Consider the following 20507-nt stretch of genomic DNA (forward strand, 5'->3'; position numbering starts at 1 on the left):
CATAGGTATATAGAACTATTTTATAGTTCCCGTGATTGTACCTGTCCAGGAAACCTTACGCAATCCACTATTGTTCAGATCATCATTAAAGCCAAATACCTTAAAAAGCACAAAAGGCACCGCGAACGGTGCCCTTGCTGTCTTGATATCCTGCTATACGTGCTACACTATCAAATTCTACACAACATCCCGCTGCTGTGCAGAGAATAATATTTCTTTTAGCTGATTAGTTACTCCGTTTGTGCCCTTCAAACCATGTAGACGTGCTGCTCAGTAGCTGTTCACTGCGTCCAATAGCTGCCTGTACCTGTCCGGTTGCAGTTCCGCCGTATACATTCCGGGCATTAACCACCGCTTCTGGTTGAAGCACTTCATAGATGCGGTCGTCGAACAAATCGGAAAACTGCTGGAATTCCTCCAGTGTCAGATCAAGCAAATACTTGCCATGCTGGATGCAATACAGTACCGTTTTGCCGATGACCTCATGCGCCTGACGGAACGGAAGTCCTTTACCGACGAGAAAGTCTGCAATATCTGTCGCATTGGAGAAGTCCTGATTGACCGCTTGACGCATGCGATCCTTGTTCACCTTCATCGTCGCGATCATCGGCGCGAACAATTGCAAAGCCCCTTCCAGCGTAGCGACAGTATCGAACATGCCTTCCTTGTCCTCCTGCATATCCTTGTTGTACGCCAGCGGCAAGGATTTCAATACGGTCAGCAGTCCAACGAGATTGCCATAGACGCGTCCGGTTTTACCGCGTACCAGCTCAGGTACGTCCGGGTTTTTCTTCTGCGGCATAATGCTGCTGCCTGTGCAAAAAGCATCATCCAGCTCCACGAAGCCAAACTCCGTGCTGCTCCACAACACCAGCTCTTCGCTTAGACGCGACAAGTGCGTCATGATTAGCGAAGCTCCAGCCAGAAACTCTACGATAAAGTCCCGGTCGCTAACGGCGTCCAGACTATTTTCATACACGCCATCAAAACCCAGTTGCTCGGCTACAAAATGACGGTCTATTGGAAAGGTCGTTCCAGCCAAAGCACCCGCACCGAGCGGTAATACATTAATGCGCTTGTAGCTGTCTTTGAGTCGGTCAATATCGCGCTCCAGCATTGATACATATGCGAGCAAATGATGCGCGAACAAAATAGGCTGCGCCCGCTGCAAATGCGTATATCCGGGTACAATCGTATCCAGATTATCCTTCGCCTGCCCGATTAGTGCGGCTTGTACATCATGCAGCATACCGACCAGCGCCACTACACGTCCGCGCAAATACAAGTGCATATCCGTTGCCACCTGGTCATTACGGCTACGCCCGGTGTGCAGCTTTCCGCCAACCGGACCAATCGCTTCGATCAGATTTTTTTCGATATTCATATGAATATCCTCGTCCGAAACCGAAAATTCAATCTCCCCACGGCGGATACGCTCCAATACCGTGTGTAGTCCTTCCTTGATCGTATCCGCATCGGCCTGCGGAATAATGCCGCATTTGCCCAGCATGGCCACATGAGCCAAACTGCCCTGAATATCTTCTTCCGCCAACGCCTGATCAAATCCGATGGAAGCCGTATATTCCTCTACCAGCTTGTTGGTCTGCTTCGTAAAACGTCCGCCCCATAGCTTACTCATTTTTTGCAAGATCCCCTCTCTGCAATACAAGCCGCCCTCGTCACTTGGACAAGGACGGCCCGCATCCCGTACATTTTTAGGTTAACTCATTTATTTATTATTTTTGGCTACTCCCGCATTGACCTTCAAACGCAAGGCATTCAAGCGGATAAAGCCAGTTGCATCCCCTTGGTCGTAGGCTTGTGTCGGGTCGGCTTCCATTGTCGCAATATCCGGGTTGTACAAGCTGACCGGACTTTTGACACCTGCGCCAATAATGTTGCCTTTGTACAGCTTCACGCGCACTGTACCACTGACATTCTTTTGGCTCTCATGAACCAGTGCTTGCAAAGCCACACGCTCCGGCGCGAACCAGAAACCGTTGTAGACCAGCGTAGCATAACGAGTAATCAGACTGTCGCGCAGATTCATGACCTCGCGATCCATCGTGATGGACTCCATTTTGCGATGAGCTGTGAACAGGATCGTACCGCCCGGCGTCTCATACACTCCACGGCTCTTCATACCGACAAAACGGTTTTCCACCATGTCCACACGTCCGATGCCATGCTTGCCGCCCAGCTCATTCAGCTTTTCCATAACCTGCAACGGGTTTAGCTGTTCTCCGTTCAAAGCGACACAATTTCCTGCTTCGAACTCCAGCTCCAAATATTCTGCTTCATCAGGAGCATCCTCAGGCGCATTGCTGAGCAAGAACATTTCTTTGTTTTCAGGAGCGCTCGGATCAAACCAAGGGTCCTCCAGCACGCCGCTTTCATAGCTGATATGCAGCAGATTACGGTCCATGGAGTATGGCTTGGCTGCAGAAGCGGTTACCGGAATGTCGTGTTTCTCCGCATAGGCAATCATTTCTGCCCGGCCCGGGAACTGATTGCGGAACTCTTCCAGCCGCCAAGGTGCGATCACCTTGATATCGGGCGTCAACGCCGCCGCGTTCAGCTCGAAGCGCACCTGATCGTTGCCTTTGCCTGTCGCGCCGTGAGCGATAGCTGTTGCACCCTCTGCAATCGCAATATCCACCATCCGTTTAGCGATCAATGGACGTGCAATACTCGTTCCTAGCAAATATTGTCCTTCATACAAAGCACCCGCCTGAAACATCGGATAAATAAAATCCTTGGCGAATTCATCACGCAGATCATCAATATACACTTTGGAGGCTCCCGTAGCGAGCGCTTTTTCCTCCAAACCGTCCAGCTCTTCCTTCTGTCCGATATCTGCGGTAAACGCTATAATTTCAGCGTCATAGGTTTCTTTAAGCCATTTCAAAATGACCGACGTATCCAGACCGCCGGAATATGCGAGTACGATTTTTTCTTTTGCCATGATTGAAATCCTCCCCGAATGCTTCTAGCCACTATCTTTCATTCACATCTGCATCTAAATCTACAGATCATCTTCCACAAATGCAATCTTTCTAACCATAAAACATAACTTCTTTATCCCATCAAAGCAACCATCAATGCTTTTTGGGCATGCAGACGGTTCTCAGCCTCATCAAAAATCACTGAATTCGGTCCGTCGATTACACCTGCGCTCACTTCTTCGCCACGATGCGCAGGCAGACAGTGCAGGAACAGATAATCCGGCTTCGCCAGCTTAACCAGTTCCTCATTCACCTGGAAGTCGGCAAAAGCAAGCTCCCGCTCCTTCTGCTCTTCCTCAAAGCCCATGCTCGCCCATACATCCGTGTAGATCGCATCTGCATCCTTTACTGCTTCTTGCGGACTTTGGGTAATCACAATCTCACTGCCGGTTTGCTTGGCAATCTCACGGGAAGCTGCCACAACACTCGGATCAGGCTCATATCCAGCAGGACTTGCAATCGATACATGCACGCCAAGCTTCGCTCCACCAATCAACAGGGAATGCGCCATATTGTTGCCGTCCCCGATGTAGACCAATTTAAGTCCTTTAAGCTTGCCCTTTTGCTCATACAAGGTCTGATAATCAGCCAGCACCTGACACGGATGCGCCAAATCGCTCAAGCCATTGATCACAGGAACAGAGGCATTACGCGCCAACTCTACAACATTATCGTGTCCGAAGGTGCGGATCATAATGCCATCCAAATAACGAGACATCACCTGTGCCATATCGCTAATAGGCTCACCGCGTCCTAGTTGAATGTCGTTTTTACTGAGAAAAAGGGCATGCCCGCCCAATTGAAACATGCCGACTTCAAAAGATACCCGCGTACGTGTAGAGGATTTTTCGAAAATCAGTCCGATCGTTTTCCCCTTCAGCGGCTGATAGGCTTCTCCATTTTTATGCTTGCGCTTGATTTCGATGGCGAGATCAATTAAATATTGAATTTCTTCGGTCGAGTAGTCGTCCAACTCCAGAAAATCCCGCCCTTTTAGATTGATTTTCTGCAATGCGCCGCCCTGGCTCATGCTATCGTCTCCTTTTATACTCTCATCTAGGTGGTTTAGCCACACTAAGCAATATGCTCCTGAATCAACTCGGTAATAAGGGCTACAGCCTGATCTATTTCATCCTTCGTTACATACAGGTTAGGCAACAGGCGAATCACGTTCGGTCCTGCGGTAATGAACAAAATACCCTTCTTTTGGCCTGCCAAAACAAGTTCCGCCACAGGCTCAGCACACTCAATGCCGACCATCAGGCCTTTTCCACGGATATCCTTCACAAAAGGAATCTCTCCAAGCTGCTTTTGCAGACTTTGGAACAAATACTCGCCCAGCTCAGCCGCACGCTCTGGAAGTTTTTCATCAATAATCGTTTCAATGGTCGCCTGAACCGCTGCCATAGCAAGCGGAGTACCGCCAAAGGTAGAGCCATGGCTGCCCGCTGTGAACGCTTCGCGCAAATATCCTTTGCCCAGCATCGCGCCAACGGAAAACCCACTGCCCAAGCCCTTCGCCAACGTAAAGATATCCGGCTCTATGCCGTAGTGCTCAAAGGAAAACAGCTTGCCTGTACGTCCCATGCCCGTCTGTACCTCATCAATGATCAAAAGCAATCCATGCTCGTTGCAAAGCTTTGTAATCACGTCTACAAAAGCAGGTTCTACCGGATACATTCCGCCTTCTGCCTGCACCATTTCCAGCATGATTGCGGCCGTATTCTCGCTGATCGCCGCTTCGAGCGCAGCTTGATCATGGAGAGGAACGCTTTTGAATCCGGCAGGAAGCGGCAAAAAGCCTTCTTTTACTTTATCCTGACCCGTAGCGGTCAAGGTTGCCAACGTCCGTCCGTGGAAGGATTGCGTGAACGTAATGATCTCGTAGCGTCCGGTCTGCTTCACCTTCTGGTGATAACGACGCGCCAGCTTGATCGCAGCTTCATTCGCTTCTGCGCCGCTGTTGCAGAAGAACACGGCATCTGCACTGCTATTGGCAGTCAGCAAAGCGGCGGCCCGTTCCTGCCCCGGAATATGAAACAGATTGGATACATGCCATAGTTCATCAATCTGCTTTTTCAAGCGTTCAGCTACAGCCTGTGGCGCATGTCCAAGATTGGTAACAGCAATGCCTGACATGAAATCCAGATAACGCTTGCCCTGATCATCCCACAGCCAGCTTCCTTGTCCTTTGACCAGTGTGAGCGGGTATCTTGCGTAAGTTGGAAAAAGAGAGCTGTCAGTCTGTGCTGCTGCCTTTTCGGTTTGTGCTCCAACAACGGCTCCGTCCGTACCCGGCGTTTCGACGCTCACCAAGGTATCTAGTTCCTTACTCATTATGTTCACGCTCCTTTTTCGTTTGGTTGAATACGATGATTACTGCATGCGCACGATGCGCGTTCCAATGGCTTCTCCGCCCAGCACACGGCTTAATACCTGCGGTTCGCTGCCGTTCACAATGACGACTTCCTTCACTTTGCCGTGGATGCAGGCTATAGCCGCTCTCACCTTAGGGATCATGCCGCCGTATATTTCACCTGTACTGATCATATCCTCAATCTCCTGTACGGTGATGGATTCCAGCACCTTCTTCTCTCCGCCGATCTTCTTCAATATGCCTGGTACATCCGTAACGACGATCATCCGGCTAACGCCAATATGGGATGCCACCGCACCCGCCGCTGTATCTGCGTTAATATTGTAGCGCTGACCGGATCTATCAATCCCGATAGGCGCAATAACGGGCATATAGTTCATATCCAGCACACCTGTAATAATGGAAGCCTGAACAGACGTTACTTCTCCGACCCAGCCGACCTCTGCGGCATTCGACACAGGTTTTGCCTCGATTAAATAGCCATCACTGCCCGACAAACCGAGCGCTCGACCTCCGTGCATTCCGATCCTGCGTACAATCTGCTTGTTAATGCTGCCCGCCAGCACCATTTCCACGACATCCAGCACGGGCTCGGTCGTTTTGCGCAATCCGTTGATGAATTCCGTTTCGATGCCCAGCTTCGCCAAATTGTCTGAGATTGCAGGGCCGCCGCCATGTACAATAACAGGTTGAAGACCTTCCGACTGCAAGCGAACCAGATCGTCAAAGAAGGAATCAGGCAAAGCAGCCAGCGTACTTCCTCCGCATTTCATCACAAAATTACGACGCGCCAATCCCGCATGATTGGCTTGATCCGCGTTTTCCACTGCCGATTGCATATAATCTCCCCTTTTCTCCTCTGCACAGTCCGTGCCATTTTACAATAATGCCAGAATTACATCCGTGTTTATTCCGTTGTCTATGTCCGATATGCAGCGTTAATCCGCACGTAATCGTAAGTTAAGTCACAGCCCCATGCTGTGGCGGTTCCGGTTCCGTTATGCAAATCCACAATAATCCGCACCGTATCTCCCCGAAGGTAGGAGAGCGCCTCATTTTCATCAAAAGCGACTGGGCTGGACGCGCTCAGCACAACAATATCACCCAAGCGGATGTCTACCGTATCTGGATTGACCGGCTCTCCGGCCCGCCCGACAGCTGCAATAATCCGGCCCCAGTTCGCATCAGCACCAAAAACGGCCGACTTCACCAGACTGGACCCGATCACTGTCTTCGCTATCGCTTGAGCAGATGCATCGCTTACCGCGCCGCTCACGGACACCTCTACCAGCTTCGTAGCGCCTTCCCCATCGCGGGCAATTGCCTTCGCCAGCTCACGGCAGATATAGGTGAACGCCTCGGCAAAAGCAGCCCAATCGGGATGTCCTGCGTGCAGTTCACGGTTACCCGCCAGCCCGCTTGCCATCGCGATCAGCATATCGTTCGTGCTCGTATCGCCATCTACCGTAATCATATTAAAGCTGGTATCCGTTGCCTGCTTCAATAGCTGATGAAGTGCAGTCTGCCCAATTGCAGCATCACAGGTCATAAAAGCCAGCATCGTCGCCATGTTCGGATGAATCATGCCTGAGCCCTTCGCCGCCCCGGCGATGTGTACGGTCACACCATCCACTTCAACCGACACGCATGCTTCCTTTTTAACCAAGTCCGTCGTCAAAATGGCTTGCGTAAATTGCTCTGCCCCGTCGTTTTCCCCGTTCACACGGCCAGGTAATGCGGATATGCCGCCAAGCACACGGTCCATTTTCAAATGCTCGCCAATCACGCCCGTTGATGCAACGGCTACATTGCTCTCCGCAACACCCAGCTCACGAGCCGCAGCCGAGCGCATAGCGTAGGCATCCTGCTCTCCTTGCTGTCCGGTGCAGGCATTGGCGTTCCCGCTGTTCACCACGACCGCTTGCAGCCGACCATCCACGAGACTTTCGCGAGTCACTTTGAGCGGTGCGGCCTGAAATACATTGGTGGTGTATACCGCAGCGGCTGTCGCCTCTACCTCACAGCGAATCGCGCCGATATCGTTGCGGTCGGTATTTTTAAGTCCGCAGTGCAATCCTCCGGCTGTAAAGCCGCGCGGAGTTACGATATTCCCCCCGTTTACTACTGTAAACCCTGATTTGCCCATAATTGTGTGCCCTCGTCTGCAACGCTTTCTATAAGTAACGGTTCCATTTGCGAAGCCATTCCCGCCCGCTTACGTTTCCCATTTCCATGTTGCGGCTGCTTGCTGCTTACGGATATACCGGTATGAAGCCCAGTCCGAGGTTCTCCTCCCATCCCATCATCAAGTTTAAGTTCTGAATCGCCTGTCCGGCAGCACCCTTCACGACATTATCAATGACCGAAATAATCGTAAGGCGCCCAGTCCGTGCATCTGCTGCAAAACCGATATCACAATAATTGGAGCCAAATACTTCCTTCGTTGCTGGCCATATACCTTCACCGCGCACACGGACAAAAGGATGGTCTTTATAATAATCCCGGTATAGCCCGATGAGATCCTGATCTGTATGTTCACCCTTTAACGTGACATAGATCGTACTCATAATTCCTCGGGTCATCGGAACCAATTGCGTCGTAAACGTAATCATAACGTCCTCACCTGCAATATCGCCCAATACCTGTTCGATCTCAGGGATATGCTGGTGCTTGTTAATCTTGTAGGCTTTAAAATTTTCGTTCATCTCCGCATAATGCGAAACGAGACTTGTTCCCCGGCCGGAGCCGGATACCCCGGATTTGGCATCTACAATCAGCGTCCGATGGTCGATCCAATCCGCCTTCAACGCAGGGATAATTCCCAGCAAGGTAGCCGTTGCGTAGCAACCCGGATTAGAAATAAAAGAGACGCCAGCAAGCTTTTCTGCATACACCTCGCTGAGTCCATATACGGCTTGCTTGAGATATTCGGGTGAAGCCGCAGGCTTTTTATACCATGCTTCATACGCTTCTCCGCTTCGCAGCCTGAAATCCCCGGAGAGGTCAATGACCTTCAATCCGGCATCCAGAAGCTGCGGCACCAGCTTGGTGCTGACACCAGAAGGCGTAGCTGTGAAAACCAGATCAGCCTTGGCAGCAATCTCTTGAATATCGACACCGTCCAAATCCTGAACCACAATGTCCGTCAGATGTGGAAACCCGTCACTGATCGGAACACCCGCGCTGGACGAAGAAATAACAGATACGATCTCTACCTGCGGATGATGAACCAAAAAACGAATGAGCTCCACCCCGCCATATCCGGTAGAACCTACAATTGCCACTTTTAGCTTGCTGCTCACAGACCTTCCTCCATTCCGTTCCTATGAAATATGTATTATTATACGACTCTATTCATATAAATACAACATACTCATGTAAAGTTATTCGCCCAAATTTGAAATAATTTTCTCATGCATTAGTATTCATTAAGATTATCCATTGGCTGCACTTGATGTCGAGGTTCCTATCAGAGCCTGCATAAATACAAAAAGGGAAACCACGTTTTGCAAAAACGGAGTTCCCCTTATTTAAAACCATGCCTCCCGACAAGCCATCCTGTTTTTAGCCTTCCTTCTTAAAACCTTCACCCCATACTTCACGCGTATTACTAATGATCACAAAAGCATCCGGATCTACCAGGCGAACAAGCGTCTTGAGACGAGTCACCTCATTTTGGCCTACCACAACCATTAGCACAGGACGTTCTTCGTTTGTATAACCGCCTCGCCCTGCCAGCTCCGTCAATCCCCGATCCAAGTCCTGTAAAATAGCCTGTGTGATCTTTTCCTTCTGATTGGATATGATATAGGCCACTTTGGAGTAGCTTAACCCCATTTCCACCGCATCAATGACCTTGCCCGTTACAAACAAACCAATCAGTGCATACAGCGCCCGTTCCGGCGATAGAGCAAAACCAGCCAGTGTGATGACCGTACCATCCATGAGCATGACGCAGAGTGATAGGCTGAGGCCGGAATATTTTTGAATGATCTGCGCCAAAATAGCCAGCCCACCCGTCGAGCCTCTGCCCCGGAACACGGTGCCCAATCCCAATCCTACTCCAATTCCACCATACAGCGAAGCCAACAGCGGATTCGTTGTCGGAACTGCCCAATCCTTAGTTACGTACACAAATAACGGCAGCATGATACTCCCCAGCAGGGAACGCAAACCGTATTTCTTTCCTAACAGCAGCACTCCCGCTATAAATAACGGAATATTCATTCCCCACTGCGTATAAGCTGGTTCCAGACCAAATAGGTCCTCGCCCAAAATAGATAAACCCGACACACCCCCGGATGCAATTCGGTTCGGAAGCAGGAACATATTGAAGGTCAGCGCCGTAATGAAGGAGCCGAGCACAATGAGCAGAATATCCATCACATTGCGAGCGGGGCCACTGGCGGCAATCAGAGGCTTACGGCGTCTTCGCCGAGCAGCGGGGAGATTCATTTGGGACATCTTTCGTATTCTCCTTTAATTTAAAAATACCGTGTACACAAAAATTCCTACAGTCCACAGGCACTTGGCCTACGGGACTGTAGGAAAACGTACAGGCTATTATTCTGCGTCCAGCTTGATCTGACTCCGCAGGTAACCGTCGATGAACGGGTCCAGATCGCCATCCATGACAGCCCCTACGTTGCCTGTTTCTACACTGGTACGATGATCCTTCACCATACTGTATGGGTGGAACACGTAAGAACGAATTTGGCTGCCCCATGCAATATCGGACTGTTCCCCACGGATTTCGTCCAATTGTTGCCGTTGCTCTTCAATTTTGCGCTCGTAGAGCTTGGAACGAAGCATCGTCATAGCCTGCTCACGGTTCTTGATCTGGGAGCGCTCATTTTGACAAGTTACAACAATGCCAGAAGGAAGATGCGTAATCCGAACTGCTGAGTCGGTCGTATTAATATGCTGACCGCCTGCACCACTGGCCCGGTAGGTATCAATTTTAAGATCCTCTGTCCGGATTTCAACGTCCACATCATCCGCAATTTCCGGCACGACATCGCAGGATACGAACGACGTATGCCGACGACCCGAAGAATCAAATGGAGAAATGCGAACGAGACGATGCACGCCTTTTTCTGCTTTGAGGTAGCCGTAAGCATTATAGCCCTTGATCAGCAACGTTACACTTTTGATCCCTGCTTCATCACCCGCAAGGTAATCCAGCGTTTCTACCTTAAAGCCGCGTTTTTCTGCCCAGCGTGTATACATCCGTAACAGCATTTGACCCCAGTCCTGCGACTCGGTTCCACCTGCCCCCGGATGCAACTCCAAAATAGCATTAAGCTTGTCATATGGCTGATTTAAAAGCAATTGCAATTCAAACTCCTGAAGCTTGCTCAGCAAGGACCTGATACTGTTTTCAATTTCTCCAGCCAGTGTTTCGTCGCCTTCCTCATCAGCCAGCTCAGCCATCATCCCCGCATCCTCATATTCCTGACGGAGCTGTTCATAGCTGTCTACAGAAGACTTAACCGCGTTCATTTCCGCGATCACGGCTTGGGCTTTATCGTTATCATCCCAAAAATCAGGCGCAGCCATCTTTTCCTCAAAGTTTGCGATCATTTCCTGTTTGAGATCTAAGTCAAAGAGACCCCCTAAGGTTTGTTAGTTTCTTGCCTATTTCTCTTAAATCATGCTTTACATTTGGATCGATCATTATGTCATTCTCCTTTTAGTCATTAGGTTAAAGGTTTAAAAATGTGTTGAGTTACGGACGGGCGATAAGAGACGCTACGCGAAGGATTTGATCTTACGAACGCTGACGCTTCTCCAGATTCAAATCCTTCGCTTCGCTACCGACCGCCGTAAAGTCAAACGGCTTTTAAATAACCGGGTGCTCCCCTGTATGGCACAAAATGGCCGACGGTCAGTTGGATAAACTGCCGCCTGCCATTATATGCATTACAGGAAATGAATGCTTCCCTAAATCCGTCCTTCAATCCGTTATTTTCTGCGCGGACGCGAAGGGGCGGATTTCTTTTTAGGAGCAGCAGGTTCGCCACTCGTCGAAATTTTGTCTTCGTCGATAACGGCCTGACGCTCTTGGTTGGATTCAATTTGCGCCTTCATGATGTAAGTCGCTACTTCCTCCTGGATGCTGGCGATCATGGCATGGAACATTTCAAAACCTTCAAACTGGTATTCACGCAATGGATCGGTACCACCATAAGCACGCAAGTGAATACCTTGACGCAGCTGATCCATAGCATCGATATGATCCATCCATTTGCTATCCACTGCACGCAATACGATAACTTTCTCGAACTCGCGTACCATGTCTTCACCAATCGTCTCTTCACGTCTGTGGTATCTTTCCGTAACTTTCTCGAAGATCATTTCAACGATCTCTTCTTTTTCTTTACCCCACAGATCATCACGACTGATTGCATTTTCATCAAGCAGATTGCTGTTCACATATTCTGCCACTTCTTCAAGTTCCCAGTTTTCAGGAATGTCATCGCCGCAATGAGCTTCAACCACACGCTCAATGACAGGCTTGATCATGTCGAATACAACTTTTTTAATGTTCTCGGATTCCAGCACTTCACGACGCTGTTTGTAAATAATAGTACGTTGCTGATTCATCACGTCATCATACTGGAGAACGACTTTACGCTGGTCAAAGTTGTTGCCCTCAACGCGTTTTTGCGCCGATTCGATAGCACGTGTAATCATTCGGCTTTCAATCGGTTGGTCTTCCTCGAAGCCCAAGCGTTCCATCATATTCAGCACGTTGTCTGCACCAAAACGCTTCATTAACTCATCGCCCAGCGATAAGTAAAATTGTGTGGAGCCCGGATCACCCTGACGTCCTGCACGTCCGCGAAGCTGATTATCAATACGGCGAGATTCGTGACGCTCTGTACCGATGATGTGTAAACCACCAATACTCGCTACGCCTTCGCCCAACACGATATCTGTACCACGTCCCGCCATGTTCGTGGCAATGGTTACGGAACCCGCTTCACCCGCACGGGAAATGATTTCAGCTTCCTCGGCATGATACTTGGCGTTAAGCACTTTATGCCGGACGCCTTTGCGTTTCAGCATTTCGGAAAGAAGCTCCGAATTTTCAATAGAAATCGTACCTACCAATATCGGCTGGTTGTTTTTGTGGCGCTCCACAATTTCATCCACTACCGCATGGAATTTACCTTTTACGCTCTTGTATACTACGTCAGGCATATCCACACGCTGATTCGCCCGGTTCGTAGGGATCTGGAGAACTTCCAGACCATATATTTTTTTGAATTCTTCTTCTTCTGTTTTAGCTGTACCCGTCATACCCGCCAATTTGCGATACATACGGAAATAGTTTTGGAAAGTAATCGTCGCCAGCGTCATGCTCTCGTTCTGTACAACGATGTTTTCCTTCGCTTCAATCGCCTGATGCAAACCATCGCTGTAGCGACGTCCGGCCATCAGACGGCCTGTGAATTCATCGACAATCAGAACTTCGCCGTCAGCTACGACATAATCCACATCCAGACGCATAATAGCGTTAGCCTTCAAGGCTTGTACGATGTGGTGATTAATTGTCACACTTTCCTGATCGTACAGGTTCTCCAGTCCGAAGAAATTCTCAGCTTTGGATACACCGTTCTCAGTCAAAGCAACCGACTTCACCTTGATATCCAAGGTGTAATCTTCTTCAACATTCAAACTCTTCACAAAACGGTCAGCCGCAAAATACAGCTCCGTCGATTTTTGAGCTTGTCCTGAAATAATCAATGGTGTACGAGCTTCATCGACGAGAATCGAATCCACTTCATCAATGATACAGAAGTACAACGGACGTTGTACCATCTGTTCTTTATAAAGCACCATGTTGTCACGCAGGTAATCGAATCCAAACTCATTGTTCGTGCCGTACGTGATGTCGCAAGCATATGCAGCTTGCTTTTCTCCATGACCCAGACCAGACAAATTCAGCCCGACCGACATGCCCAGGAAGTTATAGATTTGTCCCATTTCTCCGCTGTCACGTTGCGCCAAATAGTCATTGACCGTAACCACGTGCACGCCTTTACCCAACAGTGCATTCAAATAAACCGGCAGTGTTCCCACCAGTGTTTTCCCTTCGCCGGTTTTCATTTCGGCAATTCTACCTTCATGCAGCGCAATACCGCCAAGCATCTGTACGTCATAATGACGTTTGCCCAACACCCGCTTGGATGCCTCACGAACGGTTGCGAAAGCTTCCGGCAAAATCTCTTCCGCTGTAGTTCCCTGCTCAATCCGGGCTTTAAACTCCGCCGTTTTCGCTTGCAGCTCCTCATCCGATAGCTTCTCGAAATCCGGCTCTAATTTATTGATCAGCTCAACCGTCTTCATTAAACGCTTGACGTCACGTTCGTTTGTATCCCCAAAAATTTTCTTTACAATTCCTAACATGGTTTACCCCTTTCACGCAAAACAATTAATAGAATCAATTTCACAATAAGAAAGGGTCCATGATGAAATTGATCCCGATATGTTTGACAGGCCCGGCTATACCAGCCCATCGTGCGATGTTCTTTGCATAAATTGTAACAGTTTGTAGGACATGCCGCAACACAAGCCGCTCCCTGATTTGCATCCGGTTAAAGATACCAAAACAATTGACGCATGAAATACACAATTAGTTACGTTTATTTGCATTAAAATTACATTTCATTTTCAGAAAAACATATAAAAGAGCCCTACCCCGCCAGGTTCGCAAGGATAAGGCTCGTCGTTATTTTCATTCTCCCCAATCTCCAATGAAGCATGCTTTCAATCGGGAACCCTCTATTCATTTTAAAACAAGATAAGTTCCTGCCTTACAGATTATTCCCGTTCGATCAGACCATATTTGCCGTCATTGCGCTTGTAAACCACGCTGACTTCTTCGTTATCGATATTGGCAAATACGAAGAAATTATGTCCAACCATGTTCATTTGAAGAATGGCCTCTTCCACATCCATCGGTTTCAATAAGAAACGCTTGGTGCGGACGACTTCCAGCTCATCCAATTCTGAATCCTCATCTTCAGCAACAGCTACGCCACCTGCCGTCCCTTCTACAAAAAGGGTCTTCAAACTGCCTTCCTGACGGAATTTACGGTTCAGTTTGGTTTTATGCTTGCGGATCTGCCGCTCAAGCTTGTCTACCACGGCATCAATGGACGCATACATGTCGTCGCTTTCGTCTTCGGCACGGAGTACAAGCCCCGGCAAAGGAATGGTTACTTCTACAGTGTGCAAATCTCTGGTTGTGCTTAACGTTACACTTCCGTCAGACGTCGGGGGTGCATCGAAATACTTCTCAAGTCTGCTGAATTTCTTATCAACGTAGTCCTTCAAAGCGTCGGTAACCTCGATCTGTTGACCTCGTACTGTTAAGTTCATAGGGCACGCCTCCTTTGCCCCTTCAGTATAGCACATATGTTAACGCCAAGTAAAAAAACACCCAACATTTCGGAGCTATTTTACAAAAATCTTCTTTTTTCGATAAAACCCTTGGCGACTATCTCATCTTTTGAAAAAGATCATGTTTTAAAGAGACCTGCACACACATGTGAATAATGAACACATATAAAAATAGTTGATCTACTGCATCGTGACATTTTATGTATTCCCAGCTTTACGCTCAGCTACTTTAACGAAAAAGGAGGGAGGCTTTTTCACACTGAATCCGATGCAGGCCTGTGGTGCATGCACGACTTAGTTACCATGCGTGGCGATTTTATACGAAAGGATTATTACGTTGGCTCTTCCCAAACGACGACCCTCCAAACGGAAAATATTGGAATAGGTAGAAAGTAGGAAGCTAATCCATGGCTTTTATTCAGCGTTATGCAACGAACCAGACGGGGGCTGTTACCTTTATAGGGAATACGCTCGGACTGGCCCATTCCGCTTCGGTAGGAGTACCGGGAACTGTAACCAGCATTGGCGCTTTCATCACAACCAATACAGCCTCTCGCTTTGGCACGTATCCATTGGGCGCAACCTCTGCAATTACAAGTAACTCATCGACAGCATTTCTTGTGCTTCCTGCGGGCAGTACGGTGCTGTATGCTGAGCTTATTTGGGGAGGAAGCTATGCCAACGGCAGCACTAATGTGTTGTCCAGCGCCAGCAATCCGGTCACATTTCAAACCCCCGCCTTGTCCACTACCGTCAGCCCTGAATCTGCAACCTCGGTCAATGATTCACCTGCCTTGATCAAACCAGGTGAACCATTATTCATCGGCAGCCTTCAACCGGGGCAAAAAGTGAATGTATCCTACACCATGAACGTTCAGTCACTGCCTGCCGGAGGCCGTCTAAACAATAGCGTGCAGCTCCGGTATGCTGATAGCAACGGTACGAGCGAGGTTACCAGCAACATCGTGACTGTAGCCGTCTTTGACCCGCAGCTTGATGTAAGTATCTCCACAGAAGTTACCCTGCAAAACTTTATTCCTGATGGAACTCTGTTCGTTCCTGGCACCATTCAGTTGAACGGTCAATCCTTGTTGGGGACCAATTCTGCCTGTTGGTGTTAGTCTCGGATCTGCGGAACCCGGACAGTCCTTAAGGCTGACTTATCAAGTGACCGTAGCCAAAACACCTTCATCCGGCTACATCGTCAATCAGGCTACGCTTGCCTATTCGTTCACACTACCTGGAGGAAGATCCGTATCGGGCTCTCTGGCCACAAATGCCATCAACACTCCAGTCGTATATCCACTGCTTGAATTAATCAAAAATGTGAATACCGCCGATGCCTCCGTAGGCGATACGCTCACATTTACCGTACAAATCACGAACAAAGGCGATATCCCGGCGCTATATCCATTGTTCACAGACCCGTTGCCGCAAGGACTGATTTACGTACCTAACAGCCTGACGATCCAGGAGGAAGCTCAGTCAGGCGCTAATCCGGGCACAGGAACCAATCTCCCGGATATTGCTCCAGGTGAGACTGTCATCCTTACGCTACAAGCCCAAATCCGCGAAGCACCCGTGGATGGAACCTTCAGCAACCAAGCCACCATCGCGTATACCTCACGTCGTAGCGGAGGTGAAACTGTTCAAGAGACTGCTCAATCCAACACCGTCGGCGTGACCGTCATCGCAGCTATTCCTAAACTCACACTTAGCTCCAGCGCTACGTGTCGGGCAAGAAGATACCTTGTCCTTTACCGTCAACGTGGAAAACATCGGCAACACTCCGCTGGAGGAGCTATTACTCACTGCACCATTCGCAGCCGAAGATTTCCTTTTACTGCGAACGGTCACTGTGAACTCTGTGCCACTTCCTTACCCTAAACTGCTCCAAGGTATCCCGTTGGGCCGTCTTGACCCAGACCATAAGACCGTCATCGTCTTTTCCTTGGACATTGAATCCGCACTTCGTGCTTATCTAATCGCTCAAGTCATTCTGCGCTATCAATTCCGCTATCCAAACAGACGCGTAGAGAAGCAGTCTGCTTCCTCCAACACCATTTTCGTGGAGATGGCTGACTTCGACGGTTCTGTAGAGTAACTTTTCACCGTGCTGTGTATCGCCTAGCTCCTTTAGAAAACATAAAAAAGCCCTGGAATATATTCCAGGGCAGTTGCTAGCGCGTTATCCATTGCTAACCATCTTACCAATTATGTAGGTCGGCTATGCCGGGGATGATTATAATTTGGTTACGTTAGCGGCTTGTGGTCCACGTGCGCCTTCGACAATGTCGAACTCCACGTCTTGTCCTTCTTCAAGTGTTTTGAAGCCTTCTGTTTGAATTGCGGAAAAATGAACGAATACGTCGCCGCCATCAGCAGTTTCAATGAAACCATAACCTTTTTCTGCGTTAAACCATTTAACTTTACCTTGCATGCACTAACATTCCCTTCGTCATCAAATGAAGTGAAGCTCTCGCCCACATTTCCGACTATACCACCCAAAGTTATCCATTGTCAATTGGAATTGATAATGTTTTCATGCATAGTTATTCCATATATAATACAATGGGTAAATAGTCAACAACTTTGTTCTCTTGAACTATTAAAACTTGGACTAAAGTAGACTTACTAATCATGTTTTAAACTACATTTTAGTGCCTGAAACGATAAATTGATAGATTTTTTTGTATGTGTTCTTTCTTTTCGCTTAAACTTATTAGAGACTTTACAAATGTTAAAAAGCTCTCGTCCACACAATAAAACGTGTTGGGCGAGAGCTTTTTAAATTTATTTCCTACGATCCATCAGAAAGCTATCAGGCGTATAGTTAGATTCATAAGCACTGCGTTGCGATTTGGCCATATTTCGCTGGACAAGCCAATTTTGGGCTTCCTGTTTTAGCGATTGCATGTGCTGATCAATTATTGCATCATGGCTTAGAATAGACTCTAATTTCCGTTTTTGCTCCGCTGTCATAGACGTATTTTCCAAGACACTCAGCAATTTATCCACCTTCATTTGACGAACTTCGACAAAAATCTCAACTTCCTCGTAATTTGTCTCATTCAGTCGAAGTATGAATTGTTGGGTTAGTTGCTCCAATTGGGATAAAGCGTCATTTATCATAGCTTACTGTTCCGATGACAATGACATACCTGCCGTCAGCTTGTTCACTGCAACCCAAGTTTCACGCAATTCTTGCAGATAACCGAGAACTTCTTCACCTGACTCAATCTTTTTCTTGATATTGGTTTGGATCAATAAATAGTTCATATACTCATATAAAGCATATAAATTTTTGGAAATGTCATACGAGTAGTTTAACGTAGACATTAGCTCACTAATAATAGTTTGTGCTTTGCCCAGGTTTATGTTTGCTTTAGCAATATCATTGGATGATATTCCCTCAAGACCGGCCTTTACAAAGCGAATGGCACCGTCATATAACATAATAATGAGTTGCCCCGGAGTAGATGTCTGCACCGAAGACTGTTTATATTTTTCATAAGGAGATGAAATCAAACTAACCACCCTTTTCTAGACTATTTTAAAAGGTTTGTCAAATTGGACGACTGCGATTGGTACTTACTCATAGCCGATTCCATGGCAGAAAACTGCTTGTAATAACGAGTTTCAGCATCTTTGAGTCTGCTTGTTAGATCTGTAATACGGCGATTATAGCCTTTTAATTGATCTCCCATTACACTTTCTGTTTTAAAGGTCATACTGCCATTCGTATCAAATTTCGATGTACCTGCTTTTTTTACAAACATGTCCAACGTAGTATCAAGCTTACTTCTTAATTCGCTAAAGAGAGGCTTGCTGGTTACATCAGCAGACGAACCTTGGAATATACTCAAAACCTTTTCCGGATTTGTCGTTAAAGCAGCCTTCAGCTTTTCTTCATTAATCTGTAGTTTACCATTTTCGTAGTACTGACCTGTAGTAATACCAACTGAACTCAAATCACCTAACTTACTGGAAATAATCATGCGCATAGAAGACACAGCAGAACTCAAAATGGAATCATTTTTGAGGAGACCACTTTTGGCCTTTTCTTCCCACTGCTTAATTTCATCTTCTTTCATATCTTTCCTCTGATCGGCTGTCAGTGGAGGAAAATCTCGATACTTTTGTTCACTTAGTTTCGTATTAAATGTACTTAATAGGTCATTATAAGTATCCACAAAAGATTTAATGGTCTCCATAGCTTTTGTTGGATCTGATTGGGTTGTTATTTTGGCAGGTCCAGTGGTTCCCGTGGTCTCTAACAGAGTCAGCGACACTCCATTAACGACAAGGGAGTTCTTATCAGGATTATAAGTTTTAGAACTCGAATCCGCAGTATTCGTTACTATAACTTCTCCTTTTTCAGCCGCCTTTACATCTGTAGAACTAATTTGGAATAAATCCATGAGCGTACTGCTTTTAGCCTGCTTATCGGCACCTGTTAATTTAATATTATTGCTATCCCCATATTCTTTAGCTGTAATGGAGAACTTGCCGCTGATTTCATCGAAGGTCGCTGTTACGTTCGCCCCTTCCGAATTGATACGGCCCATCACTGCAGATATTGTATCGGTTTTTAGAAAAGTGATTGTTTTGTCATTTATATTTAACTCATAAGTATCTGATGCACTACCACCTGCAATTTGCTCCAATGTTGTATTTTTAGTAGCATCTGCTGTACTACTTCCAGCAGTACGTAAGCCTGTAGAGGTTTGCATATTGGACTTTGTTGCTAACTTGTTAACGACTACAGACATAGGTGTAGAGCTAGCATCAGCATTAGCTTCCGCTTTAATAGCCGTTGTATTACCAGTTAACGTCGATTTCTGAGTATTCATTGTCTCTGACTTACTCATGCTGGATAGTTTGTCTCTAAATTGTACAATTTTAGTATTTAACTCACGGTAGCTATCACGCGTCCACTCCAATGTCTGTTTCTGCTGATTCAGCTTGTTTAAAGGAGCTCTTTTGGCAGTCATCATTGATGTGACCATACTGTCTATATCCATTCCTGAGAAACCGTTTATACGCATTTCATTACCTCCTTATACTTTTTCATCGATAAGAATTCCTGCAATTTCCATCATCTTTGCCACTAAATCCAAAGTCTTTTCAGGTGGGATTTCTCGAATCAGTTCACCTGTATCTTTGTTCAGAACCTTAACCAAGATCTGATGGGTCTTTTCGTGCACACTCATTTCCAACGTGGTTGTGGGCCCCTGAAGAGCTTTGACTGCGCGGTCTATAGCACGGATAAGCTGCTCTTCTCCAAGAGGAATAGCAACCCCCTGCTGCTCCAATTTAGTTAGAGCTGATCCACTTTTAATGGCAGTTACTAATAACTCAGTTGTTTTGTTTCCAGCAGTGGAACCTTCACTAATTTGAGACACACCGTTCGCCTGTCCATTCATCTGATTCGTTGAAACCGAAAATTGCAGATTCATTCTTCCAACCTCCGATGGCCTATTTATTATTTTATCGGTTGTTTAGAGTATATTGTGAAGAATATAAGGAAAAGTAGAGAATTCATATTAATTCGGAGATACGTACCATAGAGAAATAAAGAATATTTTCCATTACAGAAGCATATAATCGAAAAACTCTACTTTTTTGCCTCACAGAAGGTTCTGAAATAGTTTAAGTAAAACAGTTCCTTTTTACTTTAAGAATGAATGGGGTCAAACAAAGATCATGTGTGC

At 47.2% G+C, this 20507-nt stretch carries 19 protein-coding genes; 3 read left to right on the forward strand and 16 right to left on the reverse strand.

Annotation, left to right across the window (positions count from 1 at the left end; all coding sequences use genetic code 11):
* Positions 1 to 226 precede the first annotated feature (226 nt).
* From argH to hpf, 11 genes are all read right to left on the reverse strand, one after another.
* A complete protein-coding gene (argH, locus tag E0698_RS20805; RefSeq protein ID WP_192512788.1) occupies positions 227 to 1639 on the reverse strand; it encodes an argininosuccinate lyase in 1413 nt (470 codons plus the stop codon).
* A gap of 90 nt (positions 1640 to 1729) precedes the next feature.
* Entirely contained in the window at positions 1730 to 2965 is a 1236-nt protein-coding gene (locus E0698_RS20810; protein WP_044646925.1) for an argininosuccinate synthase, read from the reverse strand.
* Positions 2966 to 3078: 113 nt separating this feature from the next.
* Positions 3079 to 4035: an ornithine carbamoyltransferase gene (gene argF, locus E0698_RS20815; protein WP_192512789.1), complete on the reverse strand. Its 957-nt coding sequence runs from the start codon at positions 4033 to 4035 to the stop codon at positions 3079 to 3081.
* A gap of 44 nt (positions 4036 to 4079) precedes the next feature.
* On the reverse strand, positions 4080 to 5342 hold the full coding sequence (locus E0698_RS20820) for an acetylornithine transaminase (protein WP_192512790.1): 1263 nt from the start codon (positions 5340 to 5342) through the stop codon (positions 4080 to 4082).
* Between the two features lie 39 nt (positions 5343 to 5381).
* The gene (argB, locus tag E0698_RS20825; protein WP_192512791.1) at positions 5382 to 6221 is read right to left on the reverse strand and encodes an acetylglutamate kinase; all 840 of its coding nucleotides are present in this window, start codon (positions 6219 to 6221) and stop codon (positions 5382 to 5384) included.
* Positions 6222 to 6301: 80 nt separating this feature from the next.
* Positions 6302 to 7528, reverse strand: coding sequence for a bifunctional glutamate N-acetyltransferase/amino-acid acetyltransferase ArgJ (gene argJ / locus E0698_RS20830; protein ID WP_192512792.1), 1227 nt, complete (start codon positions 7526 to 7528; stop codon positions 6302 to 6304).
* Positions 7529 to 7634: 106 nt separating this feature from the next.
* Positions 7635 to 8684 (reverse strand): N-acetyl-gamma-glutamyl-phosphate reductase, encoded by a 1050-nt coding sequence (gene argC / locus E0698_RS20835; protein ID WP_192512793.1) that lies wholly within the window; start codon positions 8682 to 8684, stop codon positions 7635 to 7637.
* Positions 8685 to 8946: 262 nt separating this feature from the next.
* On the reverse strand, positions 8947 to 9846 hold the full coding sequence (locus E0698_RS20840) for a YitT family protein (RefSeq protein ID WP_192512794.1): 900 nt from the start codon (positions 9844 to 9846) through the stop codon (positions 8947 to 8949).
* Positions 9847 to 9945: 99 nt separating this feature from the next.
* Positions 9946 to 11059, reverse strand: a protein-coding gene (gene prfB, locus E0698_RS20845; protein ID WP_155985392.1) for a peptide chain release factor 2 whose coding sequence is annotated in 2 segments (ribosomal slippage) — positions 9946 to 10986 and positions 10988 to 11059 — 1113 coding nt in all. Because the reading frame shifts where the segments join, the coding sequence is not laid out codon by codon here.
* 287 nt (positions 11060 to 11346) lie between these two features.
* Positions 11347 to 13797, reverse strand: a complete 2451-nt coding sequence (secA, locus tag E0698_RS20850; protein WP_192512795.1) for a preprotein translocase subunit SecA — start codon at positions 13795 to 13797, stop codon at positions 11347 to 11349.
* A 414-nt stretch (positions 13798 to 14211) separates the two neighbouring features.
* A complete protein-coding gene (gene hpf, locus E0698_RS20855; protein ID WP_192512796.1) occupies positions 14212 to 14772 on the reverse strand; it encodes a ribosome hibernation-promoting factor, HPF/YfiA family in 561 nt (186 codons plus the stop codon).
* Positions 14773 to 15200: 428 nt separating this feature from the next.
* On the opposite strand from hpf, the gene E0698_RS27080 reads away from it, so the two are divergent.
* Genes E0698_RS27080 through E0698_RS27090 form a run of 3 tightly spaced genes read left to right on the forward strand, consistent with a single transcriptional unit; the run spans position 15201 to position 16897 of the window.
* Entirely contained in the window at positions 15201 to 15914 is a 714-nt protein-coding gene (locus tag E0698_RS27080) for a hypothetical protein (RefSeq protein ID WP_238354084.1), read from the forward strand.
* 46 nt (positions 15915 to 15960) lie between these two features.
* Positions 15961 to 16680 carry a DUF11 domain-containing protein gene (locus tag E0698_RS27085; protein ID WP_337916395.1) on the forward strand — a complete coding sequence of 240 codons (720 nt, stop codon included), beginning with the start codon at positions 15961 to 15963 and terminating at the stop codon, positions 16678 to 16680.
* Positions 16652 to 16897 carry a hypothetical protein gene (locus E0698_RS27090; protein WP_238354085.1) on the forward strand — a complete coding sequence of 82 codons (246 nt, stop codon included), beginning with the start codon at positions 16652 to 16654 and terminating at the stop codon, positions 16895 to 16897. The genes E0698_RS27085 and E0698_RS27090 overlap by 29 nt, the downstream gene beginning before the upstream one ends.
* 138 nt (positions 16898 to 17035) lie before the next feature.
* Here E0698_RS27090 and E0698_RS20865 read toward each other — a convergent pair whose 3' ends face one another.
* The 5 genes from E0698_RS20865 to E0698_RS20885 all read right to left on the reverse strand — a co-directional run bounded on the left by E0698_RS20865 (position 17036) and on the right by E0698_RS20885 (position 20252).
* Complete coding sequence (locus E0698_RS20865; protein WP_013373372.1) at positions 17036 to 17233, reverse strand: cold shock domain-containing protein; 198 nt, start codon at positions 17231 to 17233, stop codon at positions 17036 to 17038.
* A gap of 353 nt (positions 17234 to 17586) precedes the next feature.
* On the reverse strand, positions 17587 to 17925 hold the full coding sequence (locus E0698_RS20870) for a hypothetical protein (RefSeq protein WP_052647029.1): 339 nt from the start codon (positions 17923 to 17925) through the stop codon (positions 17587 to 17589).
* Positions 17926 to 17928: 3 nt separating this feature from the next.
* Positions 17929 to 18321, reverse strand: a complete 393-nt coding sequence (gene fliS, locus E0698_RS20875) for a flagellar export chaperone FliS (RefSeq protein ID WP_192512797.1) — start codon at positions 18319 to 18321, stop codon at positions 17929 to 17931.
* 20 nt (positions 18322 to 18341) lie between these two features.
* A complete protein-coding gene (gene fliD / locus E0698_RS20880) occupies positions 18342 to 19841 on the reverse strand; it encodes a flagellar filament capping protein FliD (RefSeq protein WP_192512798.1) in 1500 nt (499 codons plus the stop codon).
* A 12-nt stretch (positions 19842 to 19853) separates the two neighbouring features.
* Complete coding sequence (locus E0698_RS20885; protein WP_149095588.1) at positions 19854 to 20252, reverse strand: flagellar protein FlaG; 399 nt, start codon at positions 20250 to 20252, stop codon at positions 19854 to 19856.
* Positions 20253 to 20507 lie beyond the last annotated feature (255 nt).

Source organism: Paenibacillus sp. 23TSA30-6 (assembly GCF_014858585.1).
Taxonomy (GTDB): domain Bacteria; phylum Bacillota; class Bacilli; order Paenibacillales; family Paenibacillaceae; genus Paenibacillus.

Coding starts and splice junctions, on each gene's coding strand:
- E0698_RS20865 (WP_013373372.1), bottom strand. CDS start 17,233: ATGCAAGGTAAAGTTAAATGGTTTAACGCAGAAAAAGGTTATGGTTTC.
- E0698_RS20840 (WP_192512794.1), bottom strand. CDS start 9,846: ATGTCCCAAATGAATCTCCCCGCTGCTCGGCGAAGACGCCGTAAGCCT.
- E0698_RS20870 (WP_052647029.1), bottom strand. CDS start 17,925: ATGATAAATGACGCTTTATCCCAATTGGAGCAACTAACCCAACAATTC.
- hpf (WP_192512796.1), bottom strand. CDS start 14,772: ATGAACTTAACAGTACGAGGTCAACAGATCGAGGTTACCGACGCTTTG.
- fliD (WP_192512798.1), bottom strand. CDS start 19,841: ATGCGTATAAACGGTTTCTCAGGAATGGATATAGACAGTATGGTCACA.
- E0698_RS20810 (WP_044646925.1), bottom strand. CDS start 2,965: ATGGCAAAAGAAAAAATCGTACTCGCATATTCCGGCGGTCTGGATACG.
- argF (WP_192512789.1), bottom strand. CDS start 4,035: ATGAGCCAGGGCGGCGCATTGCAGAAAATCAATCTAAAAGGGCGGGAT.
- E0698_RS27080 (WP_238354084.1), top strand. CDS start 15,201: ATGGCTTTTATTCAGCGTTATGCAACGAACCAGACGGGGGCTGTTACC.
- E0698_RS20885 (WP_149095588.1), bottom strand. CDS start 20,252: ATGAATCTGCAATTTTCGGTTTCAACGAATCAGATGAATGGACAGGCG.
- argB (WP_192512791.1), bottom strand. CDS start 6,221: ATGCAATCGGCAGTGGAAAACGCGGATCAAGCCAATCATGCGGGATTG.
- argH (WP_192512788.1), bottom strand. CDS start 1,639: ATGAGTAAGCTATGGGGCGGACGTTTTACGAAGCAGACCAACAAGCTG.
- argJ (WP_192512792.1), bottom strand. CDS start 7,528: ATGGGCAAATCAGGGTTTACAGTAGTAAACGGGGGGAATATCGTAACT.
- secA (WP_192512795.1), bottom strand. CDS start 13,797: ATGTTAGGAATTGTAAAGAAAATTTTTGGGGATACAAACGAACGTGAC.
- E0698_RS20820 (WP_192512790.1), bottom strand. CDS start 5,342: ATGAGTAAGGAACTAGATACCTTGGTGAGCGTCGAAACGCCGGGTACG.